We start from the raw sequence: 22,988 nt of genomic DNA, 5'->3' as shown, positions 1-22,988 counted from the left end.
GAACTCCAGGGTCACATCACCCAACTGCCGGGGCTGCGGTATCAACGCTGTTGACCTTGGGGCGAATCAGGTAGGCGCACTGGTGCTGGCCATTGACAATCCAGTGGGTGCGCTCGACCGTGCAATCGGGCAACGCGGTGGCGAAGAGTTCCAATTCGTGTTTGCACACGCGGGGAAAATTCTCGGCGACCACGGCAATCGCACAAATATGCTCGGTCACTACAAACCCCTGCGGCGTCACTTGAAATTCCGCCATGTACCCCTCTGAGCGCCGCAGTTGCACCAGCCGCTGGATCCGCGTTTCCAAATCCCCATCCCCAATTGCCGCCCGGTAGGCCTCCGCCTTGGCCTGCCACTGTTGCGCGAGAATCCGTCCCACTGCCTCGTGGCCCAGTGTCTGGTGCAGCGTTGAGAGTAAATCCACCGCAAATTCACCATAGCGATGGGGGAACTGCGCCCGGCCCTTGCGGCTCAAGGTGTACAAATGTTGGGGCCGCCCCATCCCGCCCCCCTGCGTGACGTACTGAATTAGGCCCTCCTGCTCCAAATCCTTCAGGTGACGCCGGATTGCTTGGGGCGTGATTTGCAAACAAGCCGCTAGTTCCTGAGCCGTCGCTTGCCCCCGCCGCAACAACTGGTCTAGAATATCCTGCTTGGTAGATGCCTGCTCCGTCGGTGCCACGTGTTGACTCCCCAGCAGCGTGACGAAAATAGCCAGATTCTACGTTCCATTTTAAGGAAACTTTGACAAGGCGCAAGTTGCTTAATTATCCTATAATCAGAACTAAAGCAACATCCGCGTTGCGAAACTCCTTAGGTAGAGAGGGTACCGTCAGTGATGAAGACGTCCACGCTCGAGCAGTTGGTTAGTCGTCCCTACCAGTACGGATTTGTGACCCCCATTGAGGCCGATGTCATCCCCGCGGGGTTAAACGAGGAGGTCATTCGGACGATTTGGGCCAAGAAAAAAGAGCCAGACTTCATGTTGGAGTTTCGCTTGCGGGCTTACCGGCATTGGTTGACGATGCCAGTTCCCACGTGGGCAGCCGTCAGTTATCCCCCCATTGATTACCAAAAGATTGTTTATTACTCAGCGCCAAAGACTAAGAAGAAGCTAGATAGTCTCGACGAGGTGGACCCCGAGTTGTTAGCGACATTTGAAAAGTTGGGGATTCCCTTATCCGAGCAAAAACGCCTGGCAAATGTGGCGGTCGATGCGATTTTTGACAGTGTTTCCATTGCCACAACCTTCAAGAAGGATTTGGCCAAGTTGGGGATTATCTTTTGTTCCATGTCGGAGGCGCTGCGGGAGTATCCCGATTTGGTGAAAAAGTACCTGGGTTCGGTGGTGCCGATTGGGGATAACTATTACGCAGCGTTGAATTCGGCGGTCTTTAGCGATGGGTCGTTTGTGTATATCCCCAAGGGCGTTCGTTGCCCCCTGGAGTTGTCTACTTATTTCCGCATCAACAATGGGGAATCAGGACAGTTTGAACGGACGCTCATCATCGCCGATGAAGGCAGTTATGTGAGTTATCTAGAAGGGTGTACAGCCCCCATGTATGACAGCAACCAGCTCCACGCGGCGGTGGTGGAATTGGTGGCGCTGGACAATGCTGAAATTAAGTACTCCACGGTCCAAAACTGGTACGCCGGTGACAAGGACGGCAAGGGGGGTATTTACAACTTCGTGACCAAGCGCGGCCTGTGCCAGGGAGTGAACTCGAAAATTTCCTGGACGCAGGTGGAAACGGGGTCGGCCATCACCTGGAAATACCCCAGTTGTGTGCTGGTGGGCGACCATTCCGTCGGTGAATTTTACTCGGTGGCTTTGACAAATCACCACCAGCAGGCGGACACGGGCACCAAGATGATTCATGTGGGGCGGCATACGCGCTCGCGGATCGTCTCGAAAGGCATTTCCGCCGGTCAGTCGCGCAACACCTACCGGGGCCTGGTGCGAGTCAACCCCAAAGCTGAGTATGCTCGCAACTATACCCAATGTGACTCTTTGCTGATTGGCGCCCACTCCCAGGCCAATACGGTGCCGGTGATCCAGGTGCAAAACCCGACGGCGCGAGTGGAACACGAAGCGTCAACGTCCAAAATTGGCGAAGAGCAACTGTTCTACTGCCAACAACGGGGGATTGACCCAGAGGCAGCGGTGGCGATGATGATCAGCGGCTTTTGCCGGGATGTGTTCAACCAGTTGCCGATGGAATTTGCCGTGGAAGCTGACAAATTGTTGTCGCTGAAGCTGGAGGGCACGGTAGGCTAAGGTAGGAGTAGCCGTTAGCCCACAACTGCATGAGCAACCCGGAGGTCACGGAAATCATCGAGCGCTTGGCCGCTGACCTGGGCGACCGAGTTTACATGGATATTGCGCGCTGGCACTTGTACCTGCGGGATGCCAAGCTGGATAAGGTCCTGGCCCAGCGCATTTACGAGCAAGTCCAGAAAGGCCCCTTGCGGGAGGAACAGGCGCTGGCGCTGTTGCGGGAAATTCCGGTCGAGATTGGGGGTGGGCGACGGCAGATTCCCCTGTTGGATCTCATCCCCATGCAGGGTCAACTGGCCTACATGGACATCGTAGAGGCGTTTCAAAAACGCCAAGCCTAAGTTCGGAAACCCCACCTTTCCAGCCTTCTTCCCATCACCCATCATAGGAGATGCGGGACTTGTCCCAGCAAAAATTTTTTAGGAGTGCGAGGGATTCATGGCTAAAGTTGTCGGGATTGATTTAGGGACAACCAACTCGGTTATCGCCGTAATGGAAGGGGGGCAGCCGGTGGTCATCGCCAACGCAGAAGGGTTTCGCACCACGCCCTCGGTTGTAGCTTACACCAAAAACGGCGACAAGCTGGTGGGGCAAATTGCCAAGCGCCAGGCGGTGATCAACCCGGAAAACACCTTCTATTCGGTGAAGCGGTTTATCGGGCGCAAGTACGATGAAGTTACAGGTGAAGCCAAACAGGTATCCTACAAGGTCCTGCGGGACAGCAATGGCAATGTCAAACTCGACTGCCCTGTACTGGGGAAACAGTTTGCGCCGGAGGAAATTTCGGCTCAGGTGTTGCGCAAGCTGGTGGACGACGCCAGTAAGTACCTGGGGGAACCGGTGACCCAGGCGGTGATTACAGTGCCGGCCTACTTCAACGACTCGCAACGCCAAGCCACCAAAGACGCGGGCCGGATTGCGGGGCTGGAGGTGCTGCGGATCATCAACGAACCTACGGCGGCGTCCCTGGCCTACGGCTTGGACAAGAAAACCAACGAGACCATCCTGGTGTTTGACCTGGGGGGTGGGACGTTCGACGTGTCCATTCTGGAGGTGGGCGACGGCGTCTTTGAAGTGTTAGCCACCGCTGGGGACACTCACCTGGGGGGCGACGACTTTGACAAGAGAATTGTGGACTGGATGGCCGAGGACTTCCTAGCTAAGGAGGGCATTGACCTACGCAAGGACAAGCAAGCCTTGCAACGGCTCACCGAAGCGGCGGAAAAGGCCAAGATTGAACTCTCCAGCGTCACCCAAACCGACATCAACCTGCCGTTTATTACCGCCACTCAAGACGGGCCGAAGCACCTAGAAATGACCTTGACGCGGGCTAAATTTGAGCAGTTGTGCGCGGACTTGATTGACCGGTGCAAAGGCCCAGTGGAGCAGGCCCTGCGCGACGCCAAACTCGATAAAAGCAAGATTGACGAGGTGGTGCTGGTGGGGGGTTCGACTCGGATTCCCGCCATCCAGCAACTGGTGCGGCAAATGCTGGGCAAGGAACCCAACCAGAGCGTCAACCCAGACGAAGTGGTGGCGGTTGGGGCGGCGATCCAAGCAGGGGTGCTCGCTGGCGAAGTCAAGGACATCCTGTTGCTAGACGTCACGCCCTTGTCCTTAGGGGTGGAAACCCTGGGTGGCGTCATGACCAAGATCATCCCCCGCAATACCACCATCCCTACCCGGAAGACGGAGATATTCTCCACGGCGGTGGACAACCAGACCAACGTGGAAATCCACGTCCTGCAAGGGGAACGGGAAATGGCCCGCGACAACAAGAGTTTGGGGACGTTCCGGCTAGATGGCATTCCGCCAGCGCCGCGTGGAGTACCCCAAATCGAAGTCACCTTCGACATTGACGCCAACGGGATCTTGAGCGTGACGGCGCGGGACAAAGCCACCGGCAAATCCCAGTCCATCACCATTACCGGTGCGTCCACCCTACCCAGAGAAGAAGTGGAGCGGATGATCCGGGAAGCCGAGTTGAATGCGGCAGCAGACCGCGAAAAACGGGAGAAGGTGGACCTAAAAAACCAGGCCGACTCCTTGGCCTACCAAGCCGAGCGGCAACTCAAGGACATCGGCGACAAGATTCCAGCAGCGGACAAAAACAAGCTCGAAGCGCTGGTGAAAGACCTGCGGGAGGCCATCAACCAGGAAAACTACGACCGCATCAGGACCCTGAAAAACGACCTGGAGCAAACCCTCTACTCGGTCAGCACCAACCTCTATCAACAGGCCGCCAGTACGAGCGGCAACAGCGGCGCTAGCAGCGGCTCAACCCGCAGTTCGAGCGAAGGGGACGTGATTGACGCCGACTTTTCCGAGGGGAAATAACCCCCCAGTCCCGTAGGCCATGAATCCAACAGCTAGTGGGTGAACAACCCACTGGCTTTTTTTTTCGTCGTATATCATTGTCATCCCTCGGGTCACAGGGAGCGGCTCCGTTGCTGGTTCTAAGCCCTGTTATCTATAGCAGAAAACATTTAGGTTATCGCCCTTGGGAAGCAAGTAACGTGGAAACATCCAGGGCTCTGGTTGCTGCCTGTGTCATAGCTATAGGCCTATTATCTTCACCGCGTCCTCAGTTTTTCTGACTCTACAGCGCCGGTTGCAACCCAACCCTTTACAAAAGTTAACATTCGGATTAGAATAGTACAATAACGTAAAGTTTTAGGAGAGTCAGCATGACGCAGCAAGAAATGACACGGCCTCGGGGCTACACGGTAGAAAGTGGCGGGCGGTTGAACAATTTTGCGATTGAACCGCGAATGTATGTGGATGACGTGTCGCGGGTGGGGTTTACGGAATACGCCGAACGATTGAACGGGCGGCTTGCCATGATTGGGTTTGTATCGCTGATTATTCTGGAGCTGCTCACTGGCAAGGGATTAATTGGCCTGTTAAAGGCGTTAGGTTAACGCGGACCGGCCTGGATGGCCTGATTGGCAAGTTGCACAAGGCTATCTCGGTCGGCATCTCGGGCGCTGATTTCGTACAACACGCCATTGCTGACCCACTGTACAAAACTAGTGCAGTAGGCTCCGCACGTCTTAATAAATTGTCCCTGGATACCCTTGGCTAAACGAACCATTTGATGGGTATCGCGGGGCCATTCCTTTTTAGGGATAGCCAACTTGCCGCCCCACCGACCACTGAAGGAACCAACGGTACAAGCTCCCACTCGGCAACCTGGGAATGTGAACAGCTCAATAAGGTACTCATTGGGGCTGGGCACGGTACTTACGAAAAACAACTGCACACCATGCCGACGCAAGGGTTCATCCGGCAAAAGAACAGGAATTTTCACCCGTCGCAGGGTACCCATGATTTGCTGGATTTGGCCCCGGCCATGAACCCACGGGCGAAATGTTTCTGCGACATCCAACCAGGCCAAGACTCGCTCACCTGTGATGTTTAAGGGCTGAATCGACAAATTCTGGGATTGACGACCGACTTGGATGACAATCGTTTGGGTTGAACTCGGCTCGAATTGACGTTTCATGGCAGCGGCCATTTCGCAGGGGATGCGAAATTCACCCATCGGAATTGCGCCGCTACCTGCTCGGTAGTCCCACCGCCAACCGTTCCTAAAACTATGGACAATTATCCACAGGCTGCTGGGCAAACGGCACTCCCAACAACTTCTCCCGCCACCTGCAGGAGCGGAGCGTGCCGGACTCCCACCGGCAAGTCACTGCTGCACTCAGGCCATGTGTCGGCTAACAGATGACCAGGTGGTCGGTCATCTCCAACCGGTGGTAGCCGGAGACTCGCACGACCCAGTGACTGCGGTACGACCGCCGCTTGCGCCCGAGCAACTTCCCGCCAAAACGACCATACATGCTTCTCTCGATTCCTTGCAGGTAGAGAGAAGGTGACATGACCGCCACGCCAAGGAACAATGACTGTCCCCTGACCAACGGGTCGTTCACTCAGGCGCAAAACTCTTCTAGCCAACACCAACGCCGCGGCAAGATGGGGTGAAATGCCAAGTTTCCTGGCGTAATTAACCGCACCAATGACAGTGCTGTAGGCTGGGTTGACTTCACACACTTCCACCCCCGCTCTCAACGCAGCGGACTTGAGACCCGTGAGAATCTTACGGTAAGCAAAACTCGACAACTGGCGGCAACGGCGGGGCGATTCACTCTCTAGTTGTGCTCGCTTCCGTTGAAAGTCGAGCTCTTCTACAACCAAAGGCTTCCCCTTCTCTGCTGCTAACCGCGCAACCTGGGCGCAGGCTTCCAAAATCACCGCCTGCTTCTGACCAGCGGTTTTCCCATCCAGGTCTAGGTCCAACCGCCAGGAGCTCACCCAATTCCCGTACCGGTCCATTTCGGTTACGGCTAAGTGGTCAGCATTGATGTCCACACCAATAGCACCAGCCGCTCGGTTGGTCACCGGCTCTGGTGGCATCGGTTCAACACTGACCATCACACGCCAACCACGCTCATCCCGTATGAAACGATAGTTGACGGGTGTGCCAATACGCTTGGTCGTGGCTTTGCTACGACAGGTCGTGGTGCGTACCTTCACTCCCTGCAACGCTTGTACAATTTGGTCCTGGCCATACGCAAACCGAATACCCGTTAGCTTCAGGTAGACTTTCTTCCCCCTTTGTTGCAGCCCGGGAGACAAACAGTTAGCAAACCGCTGCACGAGTGCATCGGGCACGCGCAGATAAAGCGTGAACATCCCGTCAGCTTCCGGTACGGCTTGGCATGACACATTACCGGCTGTCTCATCCTGACTACCAAGTACGAAAAACTGTCGAGAGCGGCTCAACCGCCAGTCGGCTAACCATTCTGCATGGGAGCGATAACCGTTGGCCGCCAGAGCAAACTGCTGGCGAAATAAGGAATTAGAACCGAAACACAGTCGTATCTTGCCACTGCGCCTGTCGGCTTCCAGACGCGCCAGTTGACTTTGCAACCTAGCCAAGCGGCGTTGCTTCTGGTGCAAGACAAACCGACGTTTTTCCTTCTTAATAATCTGTTGTGCTTGACGTATCTTCTGCGGCAACTGTTCAACTTGTGTTGCTTGACGTTCCTTGACAGCCCGTAGGCGTCCTTCTAGCTCCACACGCGCACTGTTGAATTGTCTAGCAGTGATACCAAACCGTTGCAGAAATTCCCGTTTTATCTGGTTTTTGTCCCGCCCAGCAACCACCGCGGCAAAGAGAGACCGCTCCACCCGGCCAAATAATTCCGCGTAGGCAGACAGCACCTGATGCTGTTCTGAGCTGGTGGCAATCCGCGCTTGGTAGCTCAATGTCAGACGCACAACCGCTGGCACCACTCACTCAATTTCATGGCTAGATGCCCATATAAGCGTACATAAAACATTAAACAGTTATCAACCCTGCACCTGGGGAAACCGGCGACACAACGCTTCCGTGACGGCAAACATATGGGCGATGTGTCGGTCGTAGATACGCAACGGTCGTCCCGGCGTCGTATTCATTTCCTGGGCAATGAGTTGCGCAGCAAACCAGGGGCCAGGCGTCGGTGTGTCAGCTAAACGTACGGTGGGGTTGGGGCCGCCATAGACTGGTTGGGCCACCAGGAGCGCAACGCTGCCCACCAACGTCTTTGTCAATCTATTCACCCGCTAGTTGCCACCACCCAAAACCTGGCCCAATAAACCGTACCGTGACCCAGATGATCACCAGCAACCCAATCCCGACCCAGGTCCCCCGCGTTGTCCATTTGAGAAATTGTTGCCACCAAAGCGCCACCTGGTTCGCCTTGGGGGATGGTTGCGCCTGGGCTTGGCGTCGTTTGGCTTCTCCCATCGGTAGTAAATTAGGTAACAGGACTTGCCCAGCATTATAGGCAGTTTTGGGGAAGGGATGACGAGTCAGCGCCTGCTTGGCAGCATTTTGGCTTTACTGATGGGCGCAGGGTTCACAGGTTGGGGACTGTGGGAAGTATTACGGACGTACCAACTGCTGCAAGTGGCCGTGAAAACGTCAGGACGGGTGATTGATTTAGAATACCGTCGCCAGCGAGTGGGAAGGGTGCCCTACGACGCCTGTTATCCGGTCGTGGAATTTGTGTTACCTAACCGCCAGCTTGTGCGTTTTACGTCCCAAGTGGGGAATTTGGGGTGCAGAGTCGGTGATACGGTACCAGTGCTCTATCATCCCCAGCGACCACAGGTAGCCCGGCTGGCCTATTTTCGGGATTTGTGGGGGGTCACGCTAGCCTTTTTGTTGGTGGGCGTGTTGAGCCTGGGTGTAGGGGTAGGGTTGTGGCGATAATCGCTTCAGGCTGCAGAGCCCGGCTTCGTCCTTGGCTTTCCAAGCTGTAAAAGCGTTATCCCTGCCACTAAACCAGGGCATTGGCTTCCGCGAGGGCCCGCTGCATCAACAGGGCATGGGAACCTCGCTCCGGTTCGCCTGGACCTGGCATCCGCTGGATATAGGTGCCATCGGGCTGCAAATCCCAGGCCTGGCGGTTGTCGTTCCACATCAGTTCCATGATCTCCTGCAATTCCCGCTTGAGACCAGCGTCTAGCACCGGCGCCAGGGTTTCTACCCGTCGGTCCAGGTTGCGCGTCCGCCAGTCCGCACTGCCAATGTACATCAGGTCTTCGCCGCCGTGGTGAAACCAGAACACCCGCGAATGCTCCAAAAATCGCCCGATGATGCTCACGACCCGGATCCGCTCGCTTAACCCCGGCACGCCCGGTCGCAGGGTACACATCCCCCGCACGAGCAAACGAATGTCCACGCCCGCCTGGGATGCCTGGTAGAGTTCCAGAATGATGTCGGTGTCTGCTAAGGCATTCATCTTGGCAAAAATGTGGGCGGGTTTGCCGTGACGGGCCTGCTCGGCTTCGTAGCGAATCAGCCGCACCATTTCCTCGCGCATGCTGACAGGAGCCACCAGCAGCCGCCGGTATTGCCGCTGCCGCGAATAGCCCGTGAGAAAGTTGAACAACTCCGAGACATCGGCAGCCACGTCCTCGCGACAGGTCAACATCCCCAAATCGGTGTAAATCCGCGCCGTTTTCGAGTTGTAGTTGCCGGTGCCCAGGTGGATGTAGCGGCGAATGTCATCTCCTTCCCGACGCACGACCAGCGCCACCTTGCAGTGGGTTTTCAGGCCGATGAGTCCATACACCACATGCACCCCAGCCTGCTCGAGCCGTTTGGCCCACTGGATGTTGTTTTCCTCGTCAAAGCGCGCCTTGAGTTCCACCAGCACCGCCACCTGAATCCCGTTTTCCGCCGCCGTGATCAGCGACTGGACAATGGGGGAGTCCCCGGAGGTGCGATACAGCGTCATTTTGATCCCCAATACGTCCGGGTCGTTGGCCGCCTGCTCGATAAACCGCTCTACCGTCCCGGCAAAGGAATGGTAAGGGTGATGCACCAGCACATCCCCCTGCTGGATCAAGTTGAACCAGTCAATCCCGTTCAGGGCATCGCTGTAGGCTTTTTCCTCAAAAATGGCTGGCAACACGGGCGTCCAATCCGGGTCGCGCAGATCGGGGAAGGGCAAAAACGCCAGTTCCATCAAATCCCCTAGGTTGATGAGCGTGTTGATGTTGTAAATCCAGGGGTCGCTGATGTGCAGCCCTTGGGTGAGAATCTCCCGCACCAAAGGCGGCGCGTCCTGGGCAATTTCCAGACGCGTGGCATCGCGACCGTAACGGCGACGGCGGACCTCCTTTTCCACCTCCGCCAGCAGGTCGCCCGCCTCGTCCTCCCGGATTTCCAGGTCCGCATCCCGCGTCACCCGAAAGGGGTACCAGCCCACAATCTCCATCCCCGGAAACAGGCTCTCGAGATGGTGACCGATGATTTGCTCCAACGGCACGCCTAACCAGCGCACCCCCGCCGGTCGCAGGGGTTCCGGCAGAGTGACAAACCGCTTGAGAGCCCTGCCCCCCGGATTCGACGCCGCCTTGGTGGGGACTTTCACCCGCGCAAAATGCTGCTGACCGGTTTGGCTGTCCCGCAGCAGCACCGCCAGGTTCAGACTCAGGTTGGACATGTAGGGAAAAGGATGGCCGGGGTCCACCGCCAGGGGCGTCAGGATGGGAAAGACCCGCCGCATGAAGTCGTGGTGCAGGTAGGCTTTTTGCTCTGGCGTCAAGTCGGGGTAATCCGCAATCACGACCCCCGCCTCCGCCAAACGGGGACGCAAGTGTTTGGCAAAATACTCATGCTGTTGCGCAACCACCGGCGCCAAATGCTCACTGATTAAATCCAACTGCTCCTGGGGGGTTAAACCATCGGGCGTCGGCGTGGTGACGTTGGCCTCAATCTGGTCGCGCAGGGCATCAATTCGCACCATGAAGTATTCGTCTAAGTTAGTGCTGAAGATGGCTAAAAATTTCACCTGCTCCAACAGGGGCGTGCGGTTATCTAATGCCTCGTGCAACACCCGGTCGTTGAAGCGCAACCAGCTTTTTTCCCGGTTGAGAAAGTGGCTGGGATGGGTCAAGGGTAAGGACACCACGTCATCCATAACAACCCTTTAGCCGGCACCCCTAATCTACCAACTTTGACCCGTTGGCAAGCAACTCCCATTGCCCCAACCATGAATGGACTGTTACGTTTTGGCAACAGTGACGGCAATGACCCGGGTAACTGGCATAGCCCCACCTTAGTATAGAAATAGCCCCAAAGCCAAAACACAGCCGGGGCTGAGCCGGTTGAAGCATTTTCAGAAAGCAAGTCCTGAAGGGGGTTTATGGGTAACCGCATGCGAACCCCGCCGCTTTATCCCTTCACCGCCATTGTCGGGCAAGAGGAAATGAAACTGTGCCTGTTGCTCAACGTCGTGGACCCGCGCATTGGCGGCGTGATGGTCATGGGGCATCGCGGGACCGGCAAAAGTACAGCGGTACGGGCGCTTGCGGCAGTGCTTCCCAAAATTACTCGGCTAGCAGGTGACCCCTTCAACCGCGCGCCCAAGGAAGTACCGGCGGAGGACCCGCTGTTGGCGGCAGTCGGCATTGCAGAGCGCCCGCAACGGACGGAACGCATCCCGGTGCCAGTGGTGGACTTGCCCTTGGGGGCGACGGAGGACCGGGTGTGCGGCACCATTGACATCGAAGCAGCCCTGACGTTGGGGATTAAACGGTTTCAGCCGGGACTGCTCGCCCAGGCCAATCGGGGGTTCCTCTACATTGACGAGGTGAATTTGCTGGAGGACCACTTGGTGGACCTGCTGCTGGATGTGGCCGCCAGCGGGTGGAACGTGGTGGAACGCGAGGGAATCAGTGTGCGGCACCCGGCCCGGTTTGTACTGGTGGGGTCGGGCAACCCGGAAGAGGGGGAGTTGCGCCCACAACTGCTGGACCGCTTTGGACTCCACGCCCGCATCGTCACCATCACTGACCTGGAACAACGGCTGGAGATTGTCCGCCGCCGGCGCGCTTACGACGCTGACCCGGTGGCGTTTGTCGCCCAGTGGCAACCGCAACAGCGCGCCCTGCAACGGCAGATTCTGGCGGCCCAAAAACGTCTTCCCCAGGTGACACTGCCGGAGGCGGTTCTGCGCTTTGCCGCCGAATTGTGCATGGTGCTCAACGTGGACGGTCACCGCGGGGAGTTGACCTTGGCGCGAGCCGCCTGTGCCTTGGCGGCGCTAGAAGCCCGTCCCCAGGCCACGATTGATGATGTGTGCCGTGTGGCCGTACCCGCCCTGCGCCACCGTTTGCGCCGTGACCCCTTGGAAACTATGGATGCGGGCGACAAGGTCAGCCAAGCGCTGACCGACCTGCTGGCGCGGCACCACCACCGGCCACCGGCTATGGTCTCGGCGTTAGCCCCAACTTGATGCAATGGCAACAGTTCCTGCGGAAGTGCCCTTTACCCGTATCGTCGGCCTGGAAACTGCACGACAGGCGCTCCTGCTGTTAGCGGTCAACCCCCTGCTAGCGGGTGCGGCGATTGCAGCCAAAGCCGGAAGTGGCAAATCGACCCTGGTGCGGGCGCTGGCTGCTTTGCTTCCCGAAGGCACCCCCTTTGTGGAATTGCCCCTCAACATCACCGAAGACCGCCTGATTGGGGGTCTAGACCTGGAGGCGACCTTGATCAAGGGAGTGCCAGTTCTGGCCGCTGGGGTGCTGGCCCAGGCCCACGGGGGCGTACTGTACCTGGACAACGCCAATCGCCTGGAACCCTCCCTCACAGCTACCTTAGCCGAAGTGCTGAGCAGCGGTGTTGTGCGGGTAGAGCGAGAAGGACTCAGTACGGTGCAGCCAGCGCGTTTTGTTTTGATTGCCACCTACGACCCCGCTGAGGGGGACCTGCCGGTGACGCTACTGGACCGGTTGGGCTTGCTGGCACCCCTCCTGAACCAGGGCGATGCGCGGCTGCGGGCCGAGGTGGTGCGGCGTCACTTTCACCCCTGTGGCGCGGTGGAGGAAACGACCCTGTTGCGGGGGATGCTCCAGGCGGCGCGGGAACGGCTCCCCCAGGTGCAGATCAGCGACGACCAGACGAGGGCGCTCCTGCAAACTGCCCTAGCCCTAGGTGTGGAAGGCAACCGCGCCGACCTCTTCGCCGTCCAAGCGGCGTTGACCAGCGCCGCCCTAGCGGGACGGGAGACAGTGGAGGAGACTGACCTCCAGTTAGCTGTGCGGTTAGTGCTCCTGCCGCGGGCAACCCAGGTTCCAACGGAGGACACCCCTGCGCCGACGCCGCCGACCGCGCCTCGTCCTAGCCAGGCTAGTGACTCGCACCAGGCCGAACCTGACGACGCACCGGCGACTAGCGAACGCCCGTTGCAGGAGCTGCTGCTGGAGGCGGTGCAAACCGCTTTGCCGCCCAACCTGCTGGATCTGCCCTTTGCGGCCCAGCGCCGAGGACGCCGTGGGAGTCGGGGGCAAACCCTCAATGCCCGTCGCGGACGGTTTGTGCGGGCTGTCAGCGGCGACACTGGCCGGATTGCCCTATTGCCGACCTTGATGGCGGCGGCTCCCTGGCAACGCCTGCGCCAGTCCCAGGGGCACACCCGTATTTGCGTGCGGCGCGACGACCTGCGGGTGAAACGATACCGGGACAAGGCCGGCACCCTGTACATCTTTGCAGTAGACGCCAGCGGTTCCATGGCCATCAACCGGATGCGCGAGGCCAAGGGGGCCGCCATCCACCTGCTGCAGAACGCCTACGTCCATCGGGACCAGGTGGCGTTGCTGGCCTTTCGGGGGCAAAGCGCCCAGGTGTTGCTGCCCCCGTCCCAGAGCGTCGAACGCGCCCGCCGGGAACTGGATGTTTTGCCTACAGGAGGTGGGACGCCCCTGGCTGCGGCGTTGCTCACGGCCTGGCAATTGGCCCACCAGGCGCGCCAGCGGGGCATCGCCAACATTACCCTGGTGCTGATGACCGATGGCCGGGCCAACGTCGGACTCCAGGCACCAGCGGGAGACCGCCAGCGCCTGCAAGCAGAAGTCCAACGCCTTGCCCAGCAGCTCCAAGCCGATGGGGTGCAGGCCATCGTGCTGGACACCCAGGTGAACTACCTTTCCCGCAGCGAAGCCGCCCAACTGGCCCAGTGGTTGGGAGGACGCTACGTGTACTTGCCCAACGCCCGCGCCGAGCAGATTGCCCAGACGCTGACGGCGACGAACGTTCCGTCCTAAAGACGCGGAGGAATCAGCCATGTCCAAGCCCCAGCTTGTTGCCATCGTCGGTCTAGAACACTTTAACCGGTCGGTGTGGGACCAAGTGAAAGCCGACTTGGCGCCCGTTGCCGATTTGCAGCAATTTACCGAATGGGAGTTGGAACGCCGCGACCCTGCCGTGGCCGAGGCCATCCGGAAAGCCGATGCGCTGTTCATCACCATGATCAACTTCAAAGAGCAGGCGGACTGGCTGCGGGAGCAGGTGGCCCAATCCCGTGCTCAGGTGGTGCTGGCGTTTGAATCCATGCCGGAGGTGATGGCCCTCAACCGCTTGGGGGATTACGTGGTCGCGCAACGGTCGGGGCAAAAGGGTGGGATGCCGGAGCCCATCAAGCAAGTCGTGCGCTTGTTAGTGCGAGGTCGCGATGAAGACACTCTCTACGGCTACACCCAGCTTTTGAAGCTCATGCCCACCTTGCTGCGCTTCCTGCCGGCCAAGCTGCGGGATTTCAAGAACTGGATGCAGGTCAACCTCTACTGGAACCAGCCCCTGCCGGTCAACATCACCAACCTGTTCCGCTTCCTGCTGCGGGAGTACTTCGGCGTGCCGGTGGAGGTGCAGCCGGTGGTGGAGGTTCCCCTGATGGGGCTGTACCACCCGGATGCGCCTCACTTTTTCAAAGACCTCAAAAGTTACCGCCAATGGCAAGCCAAACGCACCCACTCCCATGGGCGAGAGACCTATACCGTCGCCCTGCTGTTTTTCCGCAAGCACTTGTTGCAGGAGCGGAGCTATATTGACGCGCTGATCCGGGCGATGGAGGCCGCCGACCTGCAGGTGCTTCCCATCTTTGTAGCTGGCGTGGAGGGGCATGTCGTAGTGCGCGACTGGCTGACCCAGGAATCGGTGGACGTGCTAGTTAGCACGATTGGCTTTGCGCTGGTGGGCGGTCCTGCCGGTTCTACCAGCCCTGGCACCCATCGGGATGCGGCGATTGCCATCTTAGAGCGCCTAGACGTTCCCTACCTGGTGGCCCAACCCCTATACGTGCAAGATGTCACCTCGTGGCACAGCCAGGGCGTGGGACCCATGCAGGCGGCGGCGCTGTACGACCTGCCGGAGATGGACGGCGCAATCAACCCCGTAGTCATTGGGGCGCTCGACCATGGCCACTTCACTGTCGTGCCGGACCGGGTCCAACGGCTGGTCACTCGCGTCAAAAACTGGGCGCGTCTGCGGCACACTCCCAATCGGGAGAAAAGGATTGCGTTTGTGGTGTACGACTACCCGCCAGGACTAGGGAAAAAAGCGACGGCAGCCCTGCTAGATGTCCCCCGCTCCCTGCTCAACATCCTGCGGCGGCTGAAAGCGGAGGGCTACACCGTTGGGGCTCTACCAGAGACGCCAGAGGCCCTGCTAGCGCAACTGGAGGCGGCCACCACCCTGCAGCCAGGCGGTCTGCGGGTGACCTGGGACAAGTTCTGCCAGTGGACCACGCCCAAGGAACGGGAGCGCGTCGAGCAGCGCTGGGGACCCTGGCCAGGCGACATTGCCCCTGCGGGTCGGGATGCCGTTTTCATTGGCGGTCTCCAGTTTGGAAACATCTACATCGGCGTGCAACCGCGGTTGGGGGTCACTGGCGACCCAATGCGCTTGCTGTTTGACAAGGAAAACACCCCCCACCACCAATACCTGGCGTTCTACCGCTGGCTCAGCCGTGGTTTCGGCGCGCACGCTCTGGTGCATGTGGGGATGCACGGCTCGGTGGAATGGATGCCAGGGTTACCCCTAGGGCTGACCCAGCAGTGTTGGCCCGATGTGCTGCTGGGTGAATTGCCCCAGTTGTACCTCTACCCGATGAACAATCCCAGCGAGGCCAACATCGCCAAGCGCCGGGGCTATGCCGTGATGGTATCCCACGGGGTACCGCCCTTGGCCCGCGCTGGGTTGTACAAGGAACTGGCGGCTCTCCAGGCGATGGTGCAGGACTACCGGGAGCGCCAGATGGAGCACGGCGGTCAGGGGGACCCATCCCTGGCCGAGGCCATTGCACAAAAAGTGGCCCTGGCCAACCTGGACACGGATTGCCCGCGCCTGCAAGGAGAACCCTTTGACGACTATGTGGCCCGCCTGTACGCCTACCTGCGCGACCTAGAGCAGCGCCTGATCACCAGCTCGCTCCATGTGTTTGGGGAAGCCCCGCCCCTGGCGTCGCAGCAGGTAACCGTCACGGAAGCGCTGAAGGTGCGGGGGAACGGGCACGGCCTGGCGAATCTGATGCTGCGGGAAGTAGCGCCAGAGACGCCCGTGCCGACTTACCGCGAACTGGCGGCCCGAGCGCGGCAAGGGGACCCCACCGCCTTGCGCCTGCGGGAGCGGGTGGACGAAGCCTGTCGGGAATGGGTCGAACGCGCCGTGTTTCATGGAGAAGACCCCCTCAAGAGCCTGGAGCGTCTCGCCGTGCAAGGCACAACTCTGACGGAAAGCGACCGGGCGGTGTTGCAGGAGGCCGCCCAGATGGGCCGTCGGATGGCCCAGCTCCTGCAGGACAACCGCAGCGAACTGGAAGCGTTGGTGCGCGGCTTGAACGGGCGCTATATCCCACCAGCGCCAGGGGGCGATTTGATCCGGGACGGCCTGGCGGTCTTACCCACAGGGCGCAATATCCATGCCATTGACCCCTGGCGGATTCCCAGCGAGCTGGCCTACCGGCGAGGCAAACAGATCGCCGACGCCCTGCTGGCCAAACACCTGGCGGAACACAACGGCCAGTACCCCGAAACCGTGGCCCAGGTCATTTGGGGGCTGGACACCATCAAAACCAAGGGAGAGGCGGTGGCCGTTGCGTTACATCTCATAGGCGCGCGACCCCACCACGACAGCCAGGGCAAAATCAGCCACTACCAACTGATTCCCCTGAAGGAACTGGGCCGCCCGCGCATTGACGTTCTGATGCAGCTCAGCCCTATCTTCCGGGACACCTTCGCGCAACTGATGGACCACCTGGACCGCCTGGTGAAGGAAGCCGCCCGTGCCGACGAACCCCTGGAGATGAACTTCATCAAAAAACATGTCGAAGCGGCCCTGCAGGATGGATTGACCTTCGAGCAGGCCACCGCCCGCCTATTCACCCAGCCGCCGGGCCAGTACGGCACCTACGTAGATGACCTGGTGGAGGACGCCGCCTGGCAAACCGACGACGACCTGGCCCAGACGTTTATCCGCCGCAACGCCTACGCCTACGGGGGCGGTCGCCACGGCCAACCCGTGCCCCAAACCCTAGAGCGGCTGTTGCGCACAGTCGAGCGGGTGGCCCACACCATTGACTCGGTCGAGTTCGGGGTCACCGACATCGACCACTACTTTGCCTCGTCGGGTGCTCTCCAACTGGCGGCCCGCAAGCACCACGGCGGCGACGTGCCATTAAACTACATCGAAACCTTCACCGCCGATACGCGCGTGGAGGACCTGCCGCAGGTGCTCCGGCTGGAATACCGCACCAAGCTACTCAACCCCCACTGGTACGAGGGGATGTTGCAGCACGGCCACAGCGGCGCCGCCGAGATCAGCAACCGCTTCACCTACCTGCTGGGGTGGGACGCCGTCAGCGGTGCAGTAGACGATTGGACCTACACGGCGGCGGCGCGCACCTATGCCTTGGACCCCACCATGCGGGAGCGCCTGACCAAGCTCAACCCCCAAGCCATGCGCAATATCGTGGGGCGCCTGCTGGAGGCCAACGGTCGGGGGCTGTGGCAAGCGGACGCGGACACCATCGCCCAGTTGCGGGAGATTTACGCTGACCTAGAAGACCGGCTGGAAGGTGTAGCGGCCTAGACAAACCCGTGTTGCGCGAGAACTTCCAGCGTCAAGTCCGGCGCGACCGACCGAGGCTGGAGCAACCGTTCCACGTACTTGCCCAGAATATCCGCCTCTAGGTTTACCGGGTCGCCAGGGCGCAGGTACTGCAGGTTGGTGCTCCGGTAGGTCAAGGGAATCACCGCCACCCGAAACAGGGCGTCTGCAACTGCGGCGATGGTCAAACTTACTCCATTAACCGCGATACTTCCCTTGGGCACCAGGTAGCGCGCAACCTCGGGCGGGGCGGTAAAGTCCATTTCCCAGAAGTCCTGGCCGACCATGGTCGTGCGTTGCAGATAGCCGACCCCATCCACATGGCCCGTGACGAAGTGGCCTCCCAGTTTTTGGCCTACCCGCAGCGCCGCTTCGAGATTTACCCAGCGCCGTTGGCCCAAGGTGCTGCGCCGGCGCGTTTCCGGAGACATGGCGGCGGTAAATCCCTGGGCGTCCAGCGCTGTGACCGTCAGACACACCCCATCCACCGCAATACTATCGCCCACCGCCAGGTCGGGAAAACGGTGCATCGCCGTCGTGATCTGGATGTAGTCGCTGCAGTAGCGCTGCACCTGGCCCAGGGCCTGGACCAAACCCGTAAACATGGGGTGCCCCACTGGTGCCTTTCCGTCCTAGTATAGTAGAGATAGAGTTCAACCACCCCGAGGCGGCAGGTCCGAGCATGATTGAGATGAAAGTTGCCGGGATTGCCCTAGACGCTCTTAGCCGCAGCCCGATTGTGCTCCTGAAGGATACGTCGGAACGGCGAGCGTTGCCGATTTGGATTGGGCAGGCGGAGGCGCGGGCGATTGTCAGCGCCCTGGAGGGAGAGGAGTTACCCCGCCCCTTGACCCATGACCTGATGCTCAACAGTTGGAAATTGTGGGGGCTGACCCTCCAGCGGGTGATCATCCATTCCCTGCAGGACAATGTATTTCACGCAGTGCTGTTTCTGGCCCAAGGCGATGACGTTCGCCAGTTAGATGCCCGTCCCAGCGATGCGATTGCCCTGGCCCTTAAGGCGAATGTGCCGATCTGGGTGATGGAGGAAGTGGTGGCCAGTGCGTCCATCCCGGTAGACCGCGAGGCGGACGAGGCGGAACTGGAGGCCTTCCGGGAGTTTGTTTCTAAGGTGCGCCCGGAGGATTTTGTGGGCTGGAGCGCCCGTCGCGGTGAGGGACAAGAATCGTCGGATCGGGGTTAGGTTGGCCGCGCCGTGGTTTGACCCTGTGGGCGGTGGGAGTGATTGGGTTTATCTACCTGCCCATCCTGGTACTGGTGATTTTTTCGTTTAATAACTCGCGGTTTATTGGGGTCTGGCGGGGGTTTACCTGGGATTGGTATAGCGTTCTCCTGACGGGTCAAGGAGCGGCTTTCCCCGAAACTGTGGGCTTTGGGCGTTACGGGTTATGGCCGGCGCTGGCAAATAGTCTCCTGGTAGCGACGGTCACGACCCTGGTGGCGACGGCGCTGGGAACAGCCTTGGCCCTAGGACTCGACCGGGTGCGTTGGCCGGGGCGGGTGAGTGTCGAGGCGCTGGTGTTGTTGCCGCTGGTCATCCCAGAAATTGCCCAGGGCGTGTCGCTGCTGGTGTTTTTCCACGGGATGTTTCGCCTGTGGCGGGCCTGGACCGGCCAAGAACTCACCCTGGGGTTGCCGACGGTGACCATCGGCCATATCACCTTTGCCATTTCCTTCGTGACGTTGGTGGTGCGGGCGCGCCTGGCGGAGTTGAATCCCCGCTGGGAAGAAGCGGCGATGGATTTGGGGGCCAACCGCTGGCAGACCCTGTGGCATATTACCTTGCCCTGGTTGACGCCGGCGGTCCTGAGCGGGGCGCTGCTGGCGTTTACCCTGTCGCTCGACGATTTCGTCGTGACTCTGTTTACCGCTGGGACAGGCGCCACCACGCTACCGGTTTTCGTCTATGGCATGATTAAATTTTCAGTAACGCCGGCGATCAATGCCATCTCGACCCTGATGCTACTGGCGTCTTCGGTGCTGGTGCTCATGGCCTGGGGGCTACAACGCCCATCCAAGCGAGATTGGTGCAAGGAAGGCGGCTGATGCGACGCTGGTGGAAGTGGTGGCTGGTGGTGCTGGGGGTGGCTGGGCTGGTACTTGGCTGCGGCCTTGGGGAACGGCCTCCCGGACCGGCGCAACCGACCCAAACCCTGAGCGTGTACAACTGGGCCACCTATATTGCGCCCCAAGTACTCACGGATTTCGAGAAGAAATTTAATGTGCGCATCAAATACGACACCTTTGACAGCCCTGACACCCTCTACGCCAAGTTAAAGCCCGGTAATCCTGGATACGACGTCATCTTCCCGTCGGACTATATGGTGAACCGCATGATCCAGGAGCAGATGCTGATACCCCTGGCGCTGGACAAACTGCCCAACCGGGTGCATCTAGGGAAGCGGTTTCAAAACTTGCCCTACGACCCCGGCGGTCGCTACAGCGTGCCCTACCTGTGGGGAACGCAAGGGATTGGCTACAACCGTAGGCAGACTGGCAAAGTGATTGACAGTTGGCAGGCCATGTTTGACCCTCAGTACCGCGTGGCCTGGCAGGAGGAATCCCGGGCGACCCTAGGGGCCGTGCTGATTGCCCTGGGGTTGAACCCTAACACGACCGACCCTGCGGAGATCAATCGGGCGCGGGATTGGCTTATCCAACACCGGGGCAACGTCGTGGCCTTTGCGCCGGATACGGGGGAAGAATTGCTCAACCAGGGGGAAGTGACCCTGGCGTTTGAAAACAGCGGCGATGTGTTCCAGGTGATGGCCCAAAACCCGGACATTGCCTACGCCATCCCCAAAGAGGGGGCGATTTTGTGGGTGGACGCGATGGCCATTCCCAAGGGAGCGCCCCACGTTGAGCTGGCCCACGCCTTCATCAACTACTTGCTCGACCCGGAAGTAGCGGCCCAGATTGCCAACTACACCCACTACGCCACGCCGAACCAAACGGCGATTGACCGCCGATTGATCCAGGTCAAAGACTTGCAAAACCCGGGGATTTATCCGCCCCCTGACGTTTTGAATCGGCTCCGGGTATTGGAGAATTTGCCGCCGGCGGCGTTGCAGCGTTACGAGGCGGCCTGGAATGAGATTAAGTTGCGAGTCGGGCGGGGCTGATGTTGACCCTCTCCCAGGTATGGAAAACCTACGGTCGGGAGGCGCGTCCGGCGGTGGCGGGAGTGGATTTTACCGTCCAAGCGGGGGAGTTTTTTGCTCTGCTTGGGCCGTCGGGGTGCGGCAAAACCACGACCTTGCGGCTGATTGCTGGGTTTGAAACGCCTGACCGGGGGGATATTCGCTTGGGAGACCGGTCATTGCTGGGGTTGCCCCCGTTCCGCCGTCCTGTGCACACCGTGTTTCAAAACTACGCCCTGTTTCCCCATTTGACGGTGGCCCGCAACATTGCCTTCGGGTTGGAGATGCGGGGCGTGTCCCGGCGAGAGATTCGCTCGCGGGTGGGGGAAATGCTGGCGCTGGTGCGTTTGGACGGCTTGGCGCACCGCTATCCCCGAGAACTCTCGGGCGGCCAGCAACAGCGGGTAGCCCTGGCACGCGCCCTGATCCAAAAACCCCAGGTGCTGCTGCTGGATGAACCCCTGGGGGCCTTGGATTTGAAACTGCGCAGGCAAATGCAAAGTGAACTCAAGCAGATGCAACAGCAGTTGGGGATTACGTTTCTCTACGTCACCCACGACCAGGAGGAGGCGCTGACCCTGGCCGACCGGCTGGCGGTCATGCAGGGGGGGCGGCTGTTGCAGGTAGGGACGCCCCAGCAGGTCTATGAACACCCCACCAGCTACTTTGTGGCGGATTTCATCGGCGAGTCCAACTTTCTCCCGGGGACGGTGGTGGAGCATCATCCCCCTTGGCTGCTAGTGCGTTTGACCAACGACCACCTAGTGCGGGTGCACCACAGCGAACCCACCTACAGCCCCGGCGCGGAGGTCACCCTGATGATTCGCCCCGAAAAAGTCCACCTGCAACCCGGTACGGCGGACTCTACCGCCCATCTTCTCAGTGCCGATTACCTGGGGTTGGATACCCGCTACACCGTGCAGATGGCCGGTGGCCTGACCGTGCGTGTGCGCCAGGCGGGGTCGGGTTTGCAGGTGGGGGAGCCAGTGGAAGTGACTTTGCCGCCCCATGCCCTGCGCGTGGTCAGCTTGGACCCGCCGGTGGGCAGTTCGACTGGCCCGCTAAAAACGACCGCGCCGCCGCGGTAGCGCCCAACAGGCCCACACGGGGGTTGGTGATCAAATACACAGGGATTTGGGCCAGCAATGGTCCCATGCGTCCCTTATCGGAAAAAGCCCGCAGGAATCCCCCCTGCTGGAAGCGCTCCACCAACTGGGGGGCAATGCCGCCAGCGAGATAGATCCCCCCGCGCGCCAGCAATTTCAGCGCCAGGTTGCCCGCCTCACTGCCGTAATTGGCGATAAAAATATCCACCGCTTGGCTGCACAGGGGGTCGTGCAAACAGGCGGTAATCATCGCGGGGTCTTGACGAGCGAGAATCTCTGCCTTGGCCTGTTCAGGATACACCTGGGCCAGGTAGCGGTAGATGTTCCACAAGCCCGGCCCAGAAACGACCCGTTCCGCCGACACCCGTCCAAATTGGGCCTGCAGGTAGCGCCACAGTCCCAGCTCCCGGTCGTTGCGCGGGGCAAAATCCACGTGACCGCCCTCCGATGGCCAAACTCTGTACTGTTGCCCGTCCCAGGTCAAAAAACATTCCCCCAGTCCTGTGCCGGCTGCCACCACCCCTATCGGCGCGCCAGGGACCTTCTTGCCCTCCTGGAGCACCACCCAATCCGCCGGCGTGAGCTGTAACAACCCATAGCCGACCGCTTCGAGGTCGTTGAGAAAACGCACCTGGGGAATGTCCCACTGTTGGGCCAGCGCATCGCCCGTGATCCGCCAGTTGCGGTTCGTCAGGTTCATCGTATTTTCTTCCACTGGTCCGGCGACAGCAAGACAAGCCAGCTCCGGTCGGGCAGCCGCTTGAGCGAGAAACGCCTGTCCAATAGCGGTCAAATCTGGGTAGTCGTCGTTGCGGTAGCTTCGGGCCGACAAAACCTGAGGTGGGTCCGCCAGGTGCAGCAGCTCCAAACGAGTGTTGGTCCCGCCAATGTCTCCTACGAGTACCACCGGTCGCAGCACAGGTTCCCTCCTCGCCCAATCAGGTTGATTATGTCATCGGGACGAATCGCTATACTGAAAACCGCAGTGCTTGCACCTC

General features: G+C 59.8%; 20 protein-coding genes. 12 read left to right on the top strand and 8 right to left on the bottom strand.

Annotation, left to right across the window (positions count from 1 at the left end; genetic code table 11):
• Positions 1-16: 16 nt before the first annotated feature.
• The gene (sufR, locus tag NZ705_04845; GenBank protein ID MCS7292288.1) at positions 17-682 is read right to left on the bottom strand and encodes an iron-sulfur cluster biosynthesis transcriptional regulator SufR; all 666 of its coding nucleotides are present in this window, start codon (positions 680-682) and stop codon (positions 17-19) included.
• A 156-nt stretch (positions 683-838) separates the two neighbouring features.
• On the opposite strand from sufR, the gene sufB reads away from it, so the two are divergent.
• From sufB to NZ705_04825, 4 genes are all read left to right on the top strand, one after another.
• Positions 839-2,278 carry a Fe-S cluster assembly protein SufB gene (gene sufB / locus NZ705_04840; protein MCS7292287.1) on the top strand — a complete coding sequence of 480 codons (1,440 nt, stop codon included), beginning with the start codon at positions 839-841 and terminating at the stop codon, positions 2,276-2,278.
• A gap of 29 nt (positions 2,279-2,307) precedes the next feature.
• Complete coding sequence (locus NZ705_04835; GenBank protein MCS7292286.1) at positions 2,308-2,619, top strand: DUF3181 family protein; 312 nt, start codon at positions 2,308-2,310, stop codon at positions 2,617-2,619.
• A gap of 97 nt (positions 2,620-2,716) precedes the next feature.
• Positions 2,717-4,615 carry a molecular chaperone DnaK gene (dnaK, locus tag NZ705_04830; protein MCS7292285.1) on the top strand — a complete coding sequence of 633 codons (1,899 nt, stop codon included), beginning with the start codon at positions 2,717-2,719 and terminating at the stop codon, positions 4,613-4,615.
• A gap of 350 nt (positions 4,616-4,965) precedes the next feature.
• Complete coding sequence (locus NZ705_04825) at positions 4,966-5,199, top strand: chlorophyll a/b-binding protein (GenBank protein MCS7292284.1); 234 nt, start codon at positions 4,966-4,968, stop codon at positions 5,197-5,199.
• Here the strand turns inward: NZ705_04825 and NZ705_04820 are convergent.
• The 4 genes from NZ705_04820 to NZ705_04805 all read right to left on the bottom strand — a co-directional run bounded on the left by NZ705_04820 (position 5,196) and on the right by NZ705_04805 (position 8,075).
• Positions 5,196-5,822: a hypothetical protein gene (locus tag NZ705_04820; GenBank protein MCS7292283.1), complete on the bottom strand. Its 627-nt coding sequence runs from the start codon at positions 5,820-5,822 to the stop codon at positions 5,196-5,198. The two genes, NZ705_04825 and NZ705_04820, sit on opposite strands and share 4 nt — an antisense overlap.
• A gap of 62 nt (positions 5,823-5,884) precedes the next feature.
• Positions 5,885-7,576, bottom strand: a complete 1,692-nt coding sequence (locus tag NZ705_04815) for a hypothetical protein (protein MCS7292282.1) — start codon at positions 7,574-7,576, stop codon at positions 5,885-5,887.
• A 60-nt stretch (positions 7,577-7,636) separates the two neighbouring features.
• The gene (locus NZ705_04810) at positions 7,637-7,888 is read right to left on the bottom strand and encodes a hypothetical protein (protein MCS7292281.1); all 252 of its coding nucleotides are present in this window, start codon (positions 7,886-7,888) and stop codon (positions 7,637-7,639) included.
• The gene (locus tag NZ705_04805) at positions 7,881-8,075 is read right to left on the bottom strand and encodes a DUF2839 domain-containing protein (GenBank protein ID MCS7292280.1); all 195 of its coding nucleotides are present in this window, start codon (positions 8,073-8,075) and stop codon (positions 7,881-7,883) included. The genes NZ705_04810 and NZ705_04805 overlap by 8 nt, the downstream gene beginning before the upstream one ends.
• A gap of 57 nt (positions 8,076-8,132) precedes the next feature.
• Here NZ705_04805 and NZ705_04800 point away from each other — a divergent pair, with 57 nt between their 5' ends.
• Positions 8,133-8,543, top strand: a complete 411-nt coding sequence (locus NZ705_04800; protein ID MCS7292279.1) for a DUF3592 domain-containing protein — start codon at positions 8,133-8,135, stop codon at positions 8,541-8,543.
• Positions 8,544-8,610: 67 nt separating this feature from the next.
• Here the strand turns inward: NZ705_04800 and ppk1 are convergent, their stop codons facing one another.
• Positions 8,611-10,761 (bottom strand): polyphosphate kinase 1, encoded by a 2,151-nt coding sequence (ppk1, locus tag NZ705_04795; protein ID MCS7292278.1) that lies wholly within the window; start codon positions 10,759-10,761, stop codon positions 8,611-8,613.
• 237 nt (positions 10,762-10,998) lie between these two features.
• Here ppk1 and bchI point away from each other — a divergent pair, with 237 nt between their 5' ends.
• From bchI to bchH, 3 genes are read left to right on the top strand one after another with little or no spacing between them, the layout of a single operon-like run.
• A complete protein-coding gene (bchI, locus tag NZ705_04790) occupies positions 10,999-12,078 on the top strand; it encodes a magnesium chelatase ATPase subunit I (GenBank protein MCS7292277.1) in 1,080 nt (359 codons plus the stop codon).
• Positions 12,079-12,082: 4 nt separating this feature from the next.
• Entirely contained in the window at positions 12,083-13,885 is a 1,803-nt protein-coding gene (bchD, locus tag NZ705_04785) for a magnesium chelatase ATPase subunit D (GenBank protein ID MCS7292276.1), read from the top strand.
• Positions 13,886-13,904: 19 nt separating this feature from the next.
• Positions 13,905-17,705, top strand: a complete 3,801-nt coding sequence (gene bchH / locus NZ705_04780) for a magnesium chelatase subunit H (protein MCS7292275.1) — start codon at positions 13,905-13,907, stop codon at positions 17,703-17,705.
• On the opposite strand, the gene NZ705_04775 is transcribed toward bchH, so the two are convergent.
• Positions 17,702-18,328 (bottom strand): riboflavin synthase, encoded by a 627-nt coding sequence (locus NZ705_04775; GenBank protein ID MCS7292274.1) that lies wholly within the window; start codon positions 18,326-18,328, stop codon positions 17,702-17,704. The two genes, bchH and NZ705_04775, sit on opposite strands and share 4 nt — an antisense overlap.
• A gap of 77 nt (positions 18,329-18,405) precedes the next feature.
• Between NZ705_04775 and NZ705_04770 the strand changes: the two genes are divergently transcribed.
• The 4 genes from NZ705_04770 to NZ705_04755 are packed head-to-tail and all read left to right on the top strand — an operon-like array spanning position 18,406 to position 21,972.
• Positions 18,406-18,927, top strand: a complete 522-nt coding sequence (locus NZ705_04770; GenBank protein ID MCS7292273.1) for a bifunctional nuclease family protein — start codon at positions 18,406-18,408, stop codon at positions 18,925-18,927.
• A 17-nt stretch (positions 18,928-18,944) separates the two neighbouring features.
• The gene (locus tag NZ705_04765; GenBank protein ID MCS7292272.1) at positions 18,945-19,790 is read left to right on the top strand and encodes an ABC transporter permease; all 846 of its coding nucleotides are present in this window, start codon (positions 18,945-18,947) and stop codon (positions 19,788-19,790) included.
• Positions 19,790-20,866 carry a spermidine/putrescine ABC transporter substrate-binding protein gene (locus tag NZ705_04760; GenBank protein MCS7292271.1) on the top strand — a complete coding sequence of 359 codons (1,077 nt, stop codon included), beginning with the start codon at positions 19,790-19,792 and terminating at the stop codon, positions 20,864-20,866. Before NZ705_04765 ends, NZ705_04760 begins: the two co-directional genes overlap by 1 nt.
• Entirely contained in the window at positions 20,866-21,972 is a 1,107-nt protein-coding gene (locus NZ705_04755) for an ABC transporter ATP-binding protein (GenBank protein ID MCS7292270.1), read from the top strand. The genes NZ705_04760 and NZ705_04755 overlap by 1 nt, the downstream gene beginning before the upstream one ends.
• Here the strand turns inward: NZ705_04755 and NZ705_04750 are convergent.
• Positions 21,908-22,909: a glucokinase gene (locus NZ705_04750; GenBank protein MCS7292269.1), complete on the bottom strand. Its 1,002-nt coding sequence runs from the start codon at positions 22,907-22,909 to the stop codon at positions 21,908-21,910. The genes NZ705_04755 and NZ705_04750 overlap by 65 nt on opposite strands.
• Positions 22,910-22,988: the final 79 nt, after the last annotated feature.

The organism is Gloeomargarita sp. SKYB120, assembly GCA_025062155.1.
In the GTDB taxonomy this organism is placed as follows: Bacteria; Cyanobacteriota; Cyanobacteriia; order Gloeomargaritales; family Gloeomargaritaceae; genus Gloeomargarita.
The sequence above is the reverse complement of the archived record's forward strand: the minus strand, read 5'-3'. Positions and strand labels throughout refer to the sequence as shown.

Excerpts from the sequence above, each read along its gene's own strand:
- NZ705_04835 (MCS7292286.1), top strand. The coding sequence starts at position 2,308 with ATGAGCAACCCGGAGGTCACGGAAATCATCGAGCGCTTGGCCGCTGAC.
- NZ705_04805 (MCS7292280.1), bottom strand. The coding sequence starts at position 8,075 with ATGGGAGAAGCCAAACGACGCCAAGCCCAGGCGCAACCATCCCCCAAG.
- sufB (MCS7292287.1), top strand. The coding sequence starts at position 839 with ATGAAGACGTCCACGCTCGAGCAGTTGGTTAGTCGTCCCTACCAGTAC.
- dnaK (MCS7292285.1), top strand. The coding sequence starts at position 2,717 with ATGGCTAAAGTTGTCGGGATTGATTTAGGGACAACCAACTCGGTTATC.
- NZ705_04775 (MCS7292274.1), bottom strand. The coding sequence starts at position 18,328 with ATGTTTACGGGTTTGGTCCAGGCCCTGGGCCAGGTGCAGCGCTACTGC.
- bchI (MCS7292277.1), top strand. The coding sequence starts at position 10,999 with ATGCGAACCCCGCCGCTTTATCCCTTCACCGCCATTGTCGGGCAAGAG.
- NZ705_04770 (MCS7292273.1), top strand. The coding sequence starts at position 18,406 with ATGATTGAGATGAAAGTTGCCGGGATTGCCCTAGACGCTCTTAGCCGC.
- NZ705_04820 (MCS7292283.1), bottom strand. The coding sequence starts at position 5,822 with ATGGGTGAATTTCGCATCCCCTGCGAAATGGCCGCTGCCATGAAACGT.
- ppk1 (MCS7292278.1), bottom strand. The coding sequence starts at position 10,761 with ATGGATGACGTGGTGTCCTTACCCTTGACCCATCCCAGCCACTTTCTC.
- bchD (MCS7292276.1), top strand. The coding sequence starts at position 12,083 with ATGGCAACAGTTCCTGCGGAAGTGCCCTTTACCCGTATCGTCGGCCTG.
- NZ705_04800 (MCS7292279.1), top strand. The coding sequence starts at position 8,133 with ATGACGAGTCAGCGCCTGCTTGGCAGCATTTTGGCTTTACTGATGGGC.
- NZ705_04755 (MCS7292270.1), top strand. The coding sequence starts at position 20,866 with ATGTTGACCCTCTCCCAGGTATGGAAAACCTACGGTCGGGAGGCGCGT.
- bchH (MCS7292275.1), top strand. The coding sequence starts at position 13,905 with ATGTCCAAGCCCCAGCTTGTTGCCATCGTCGGTCTAGAACACTTTAAC.
- NZ705_04760 (MCS7292271.1), top strand. The coding sequence starts at position 19,790 with ATGCGACGCTGGTGGAAGTGGTGGCTGGTGGTGCTGGGGGTGGCTGGG.
- NZ705_04825 (MCS7292284.1), top strand. The coding sequence starts at position 4,966 with ATGACGCAGCAAGAAATGACACGGCCTCGGGGCTACACGGTAGAAAGT.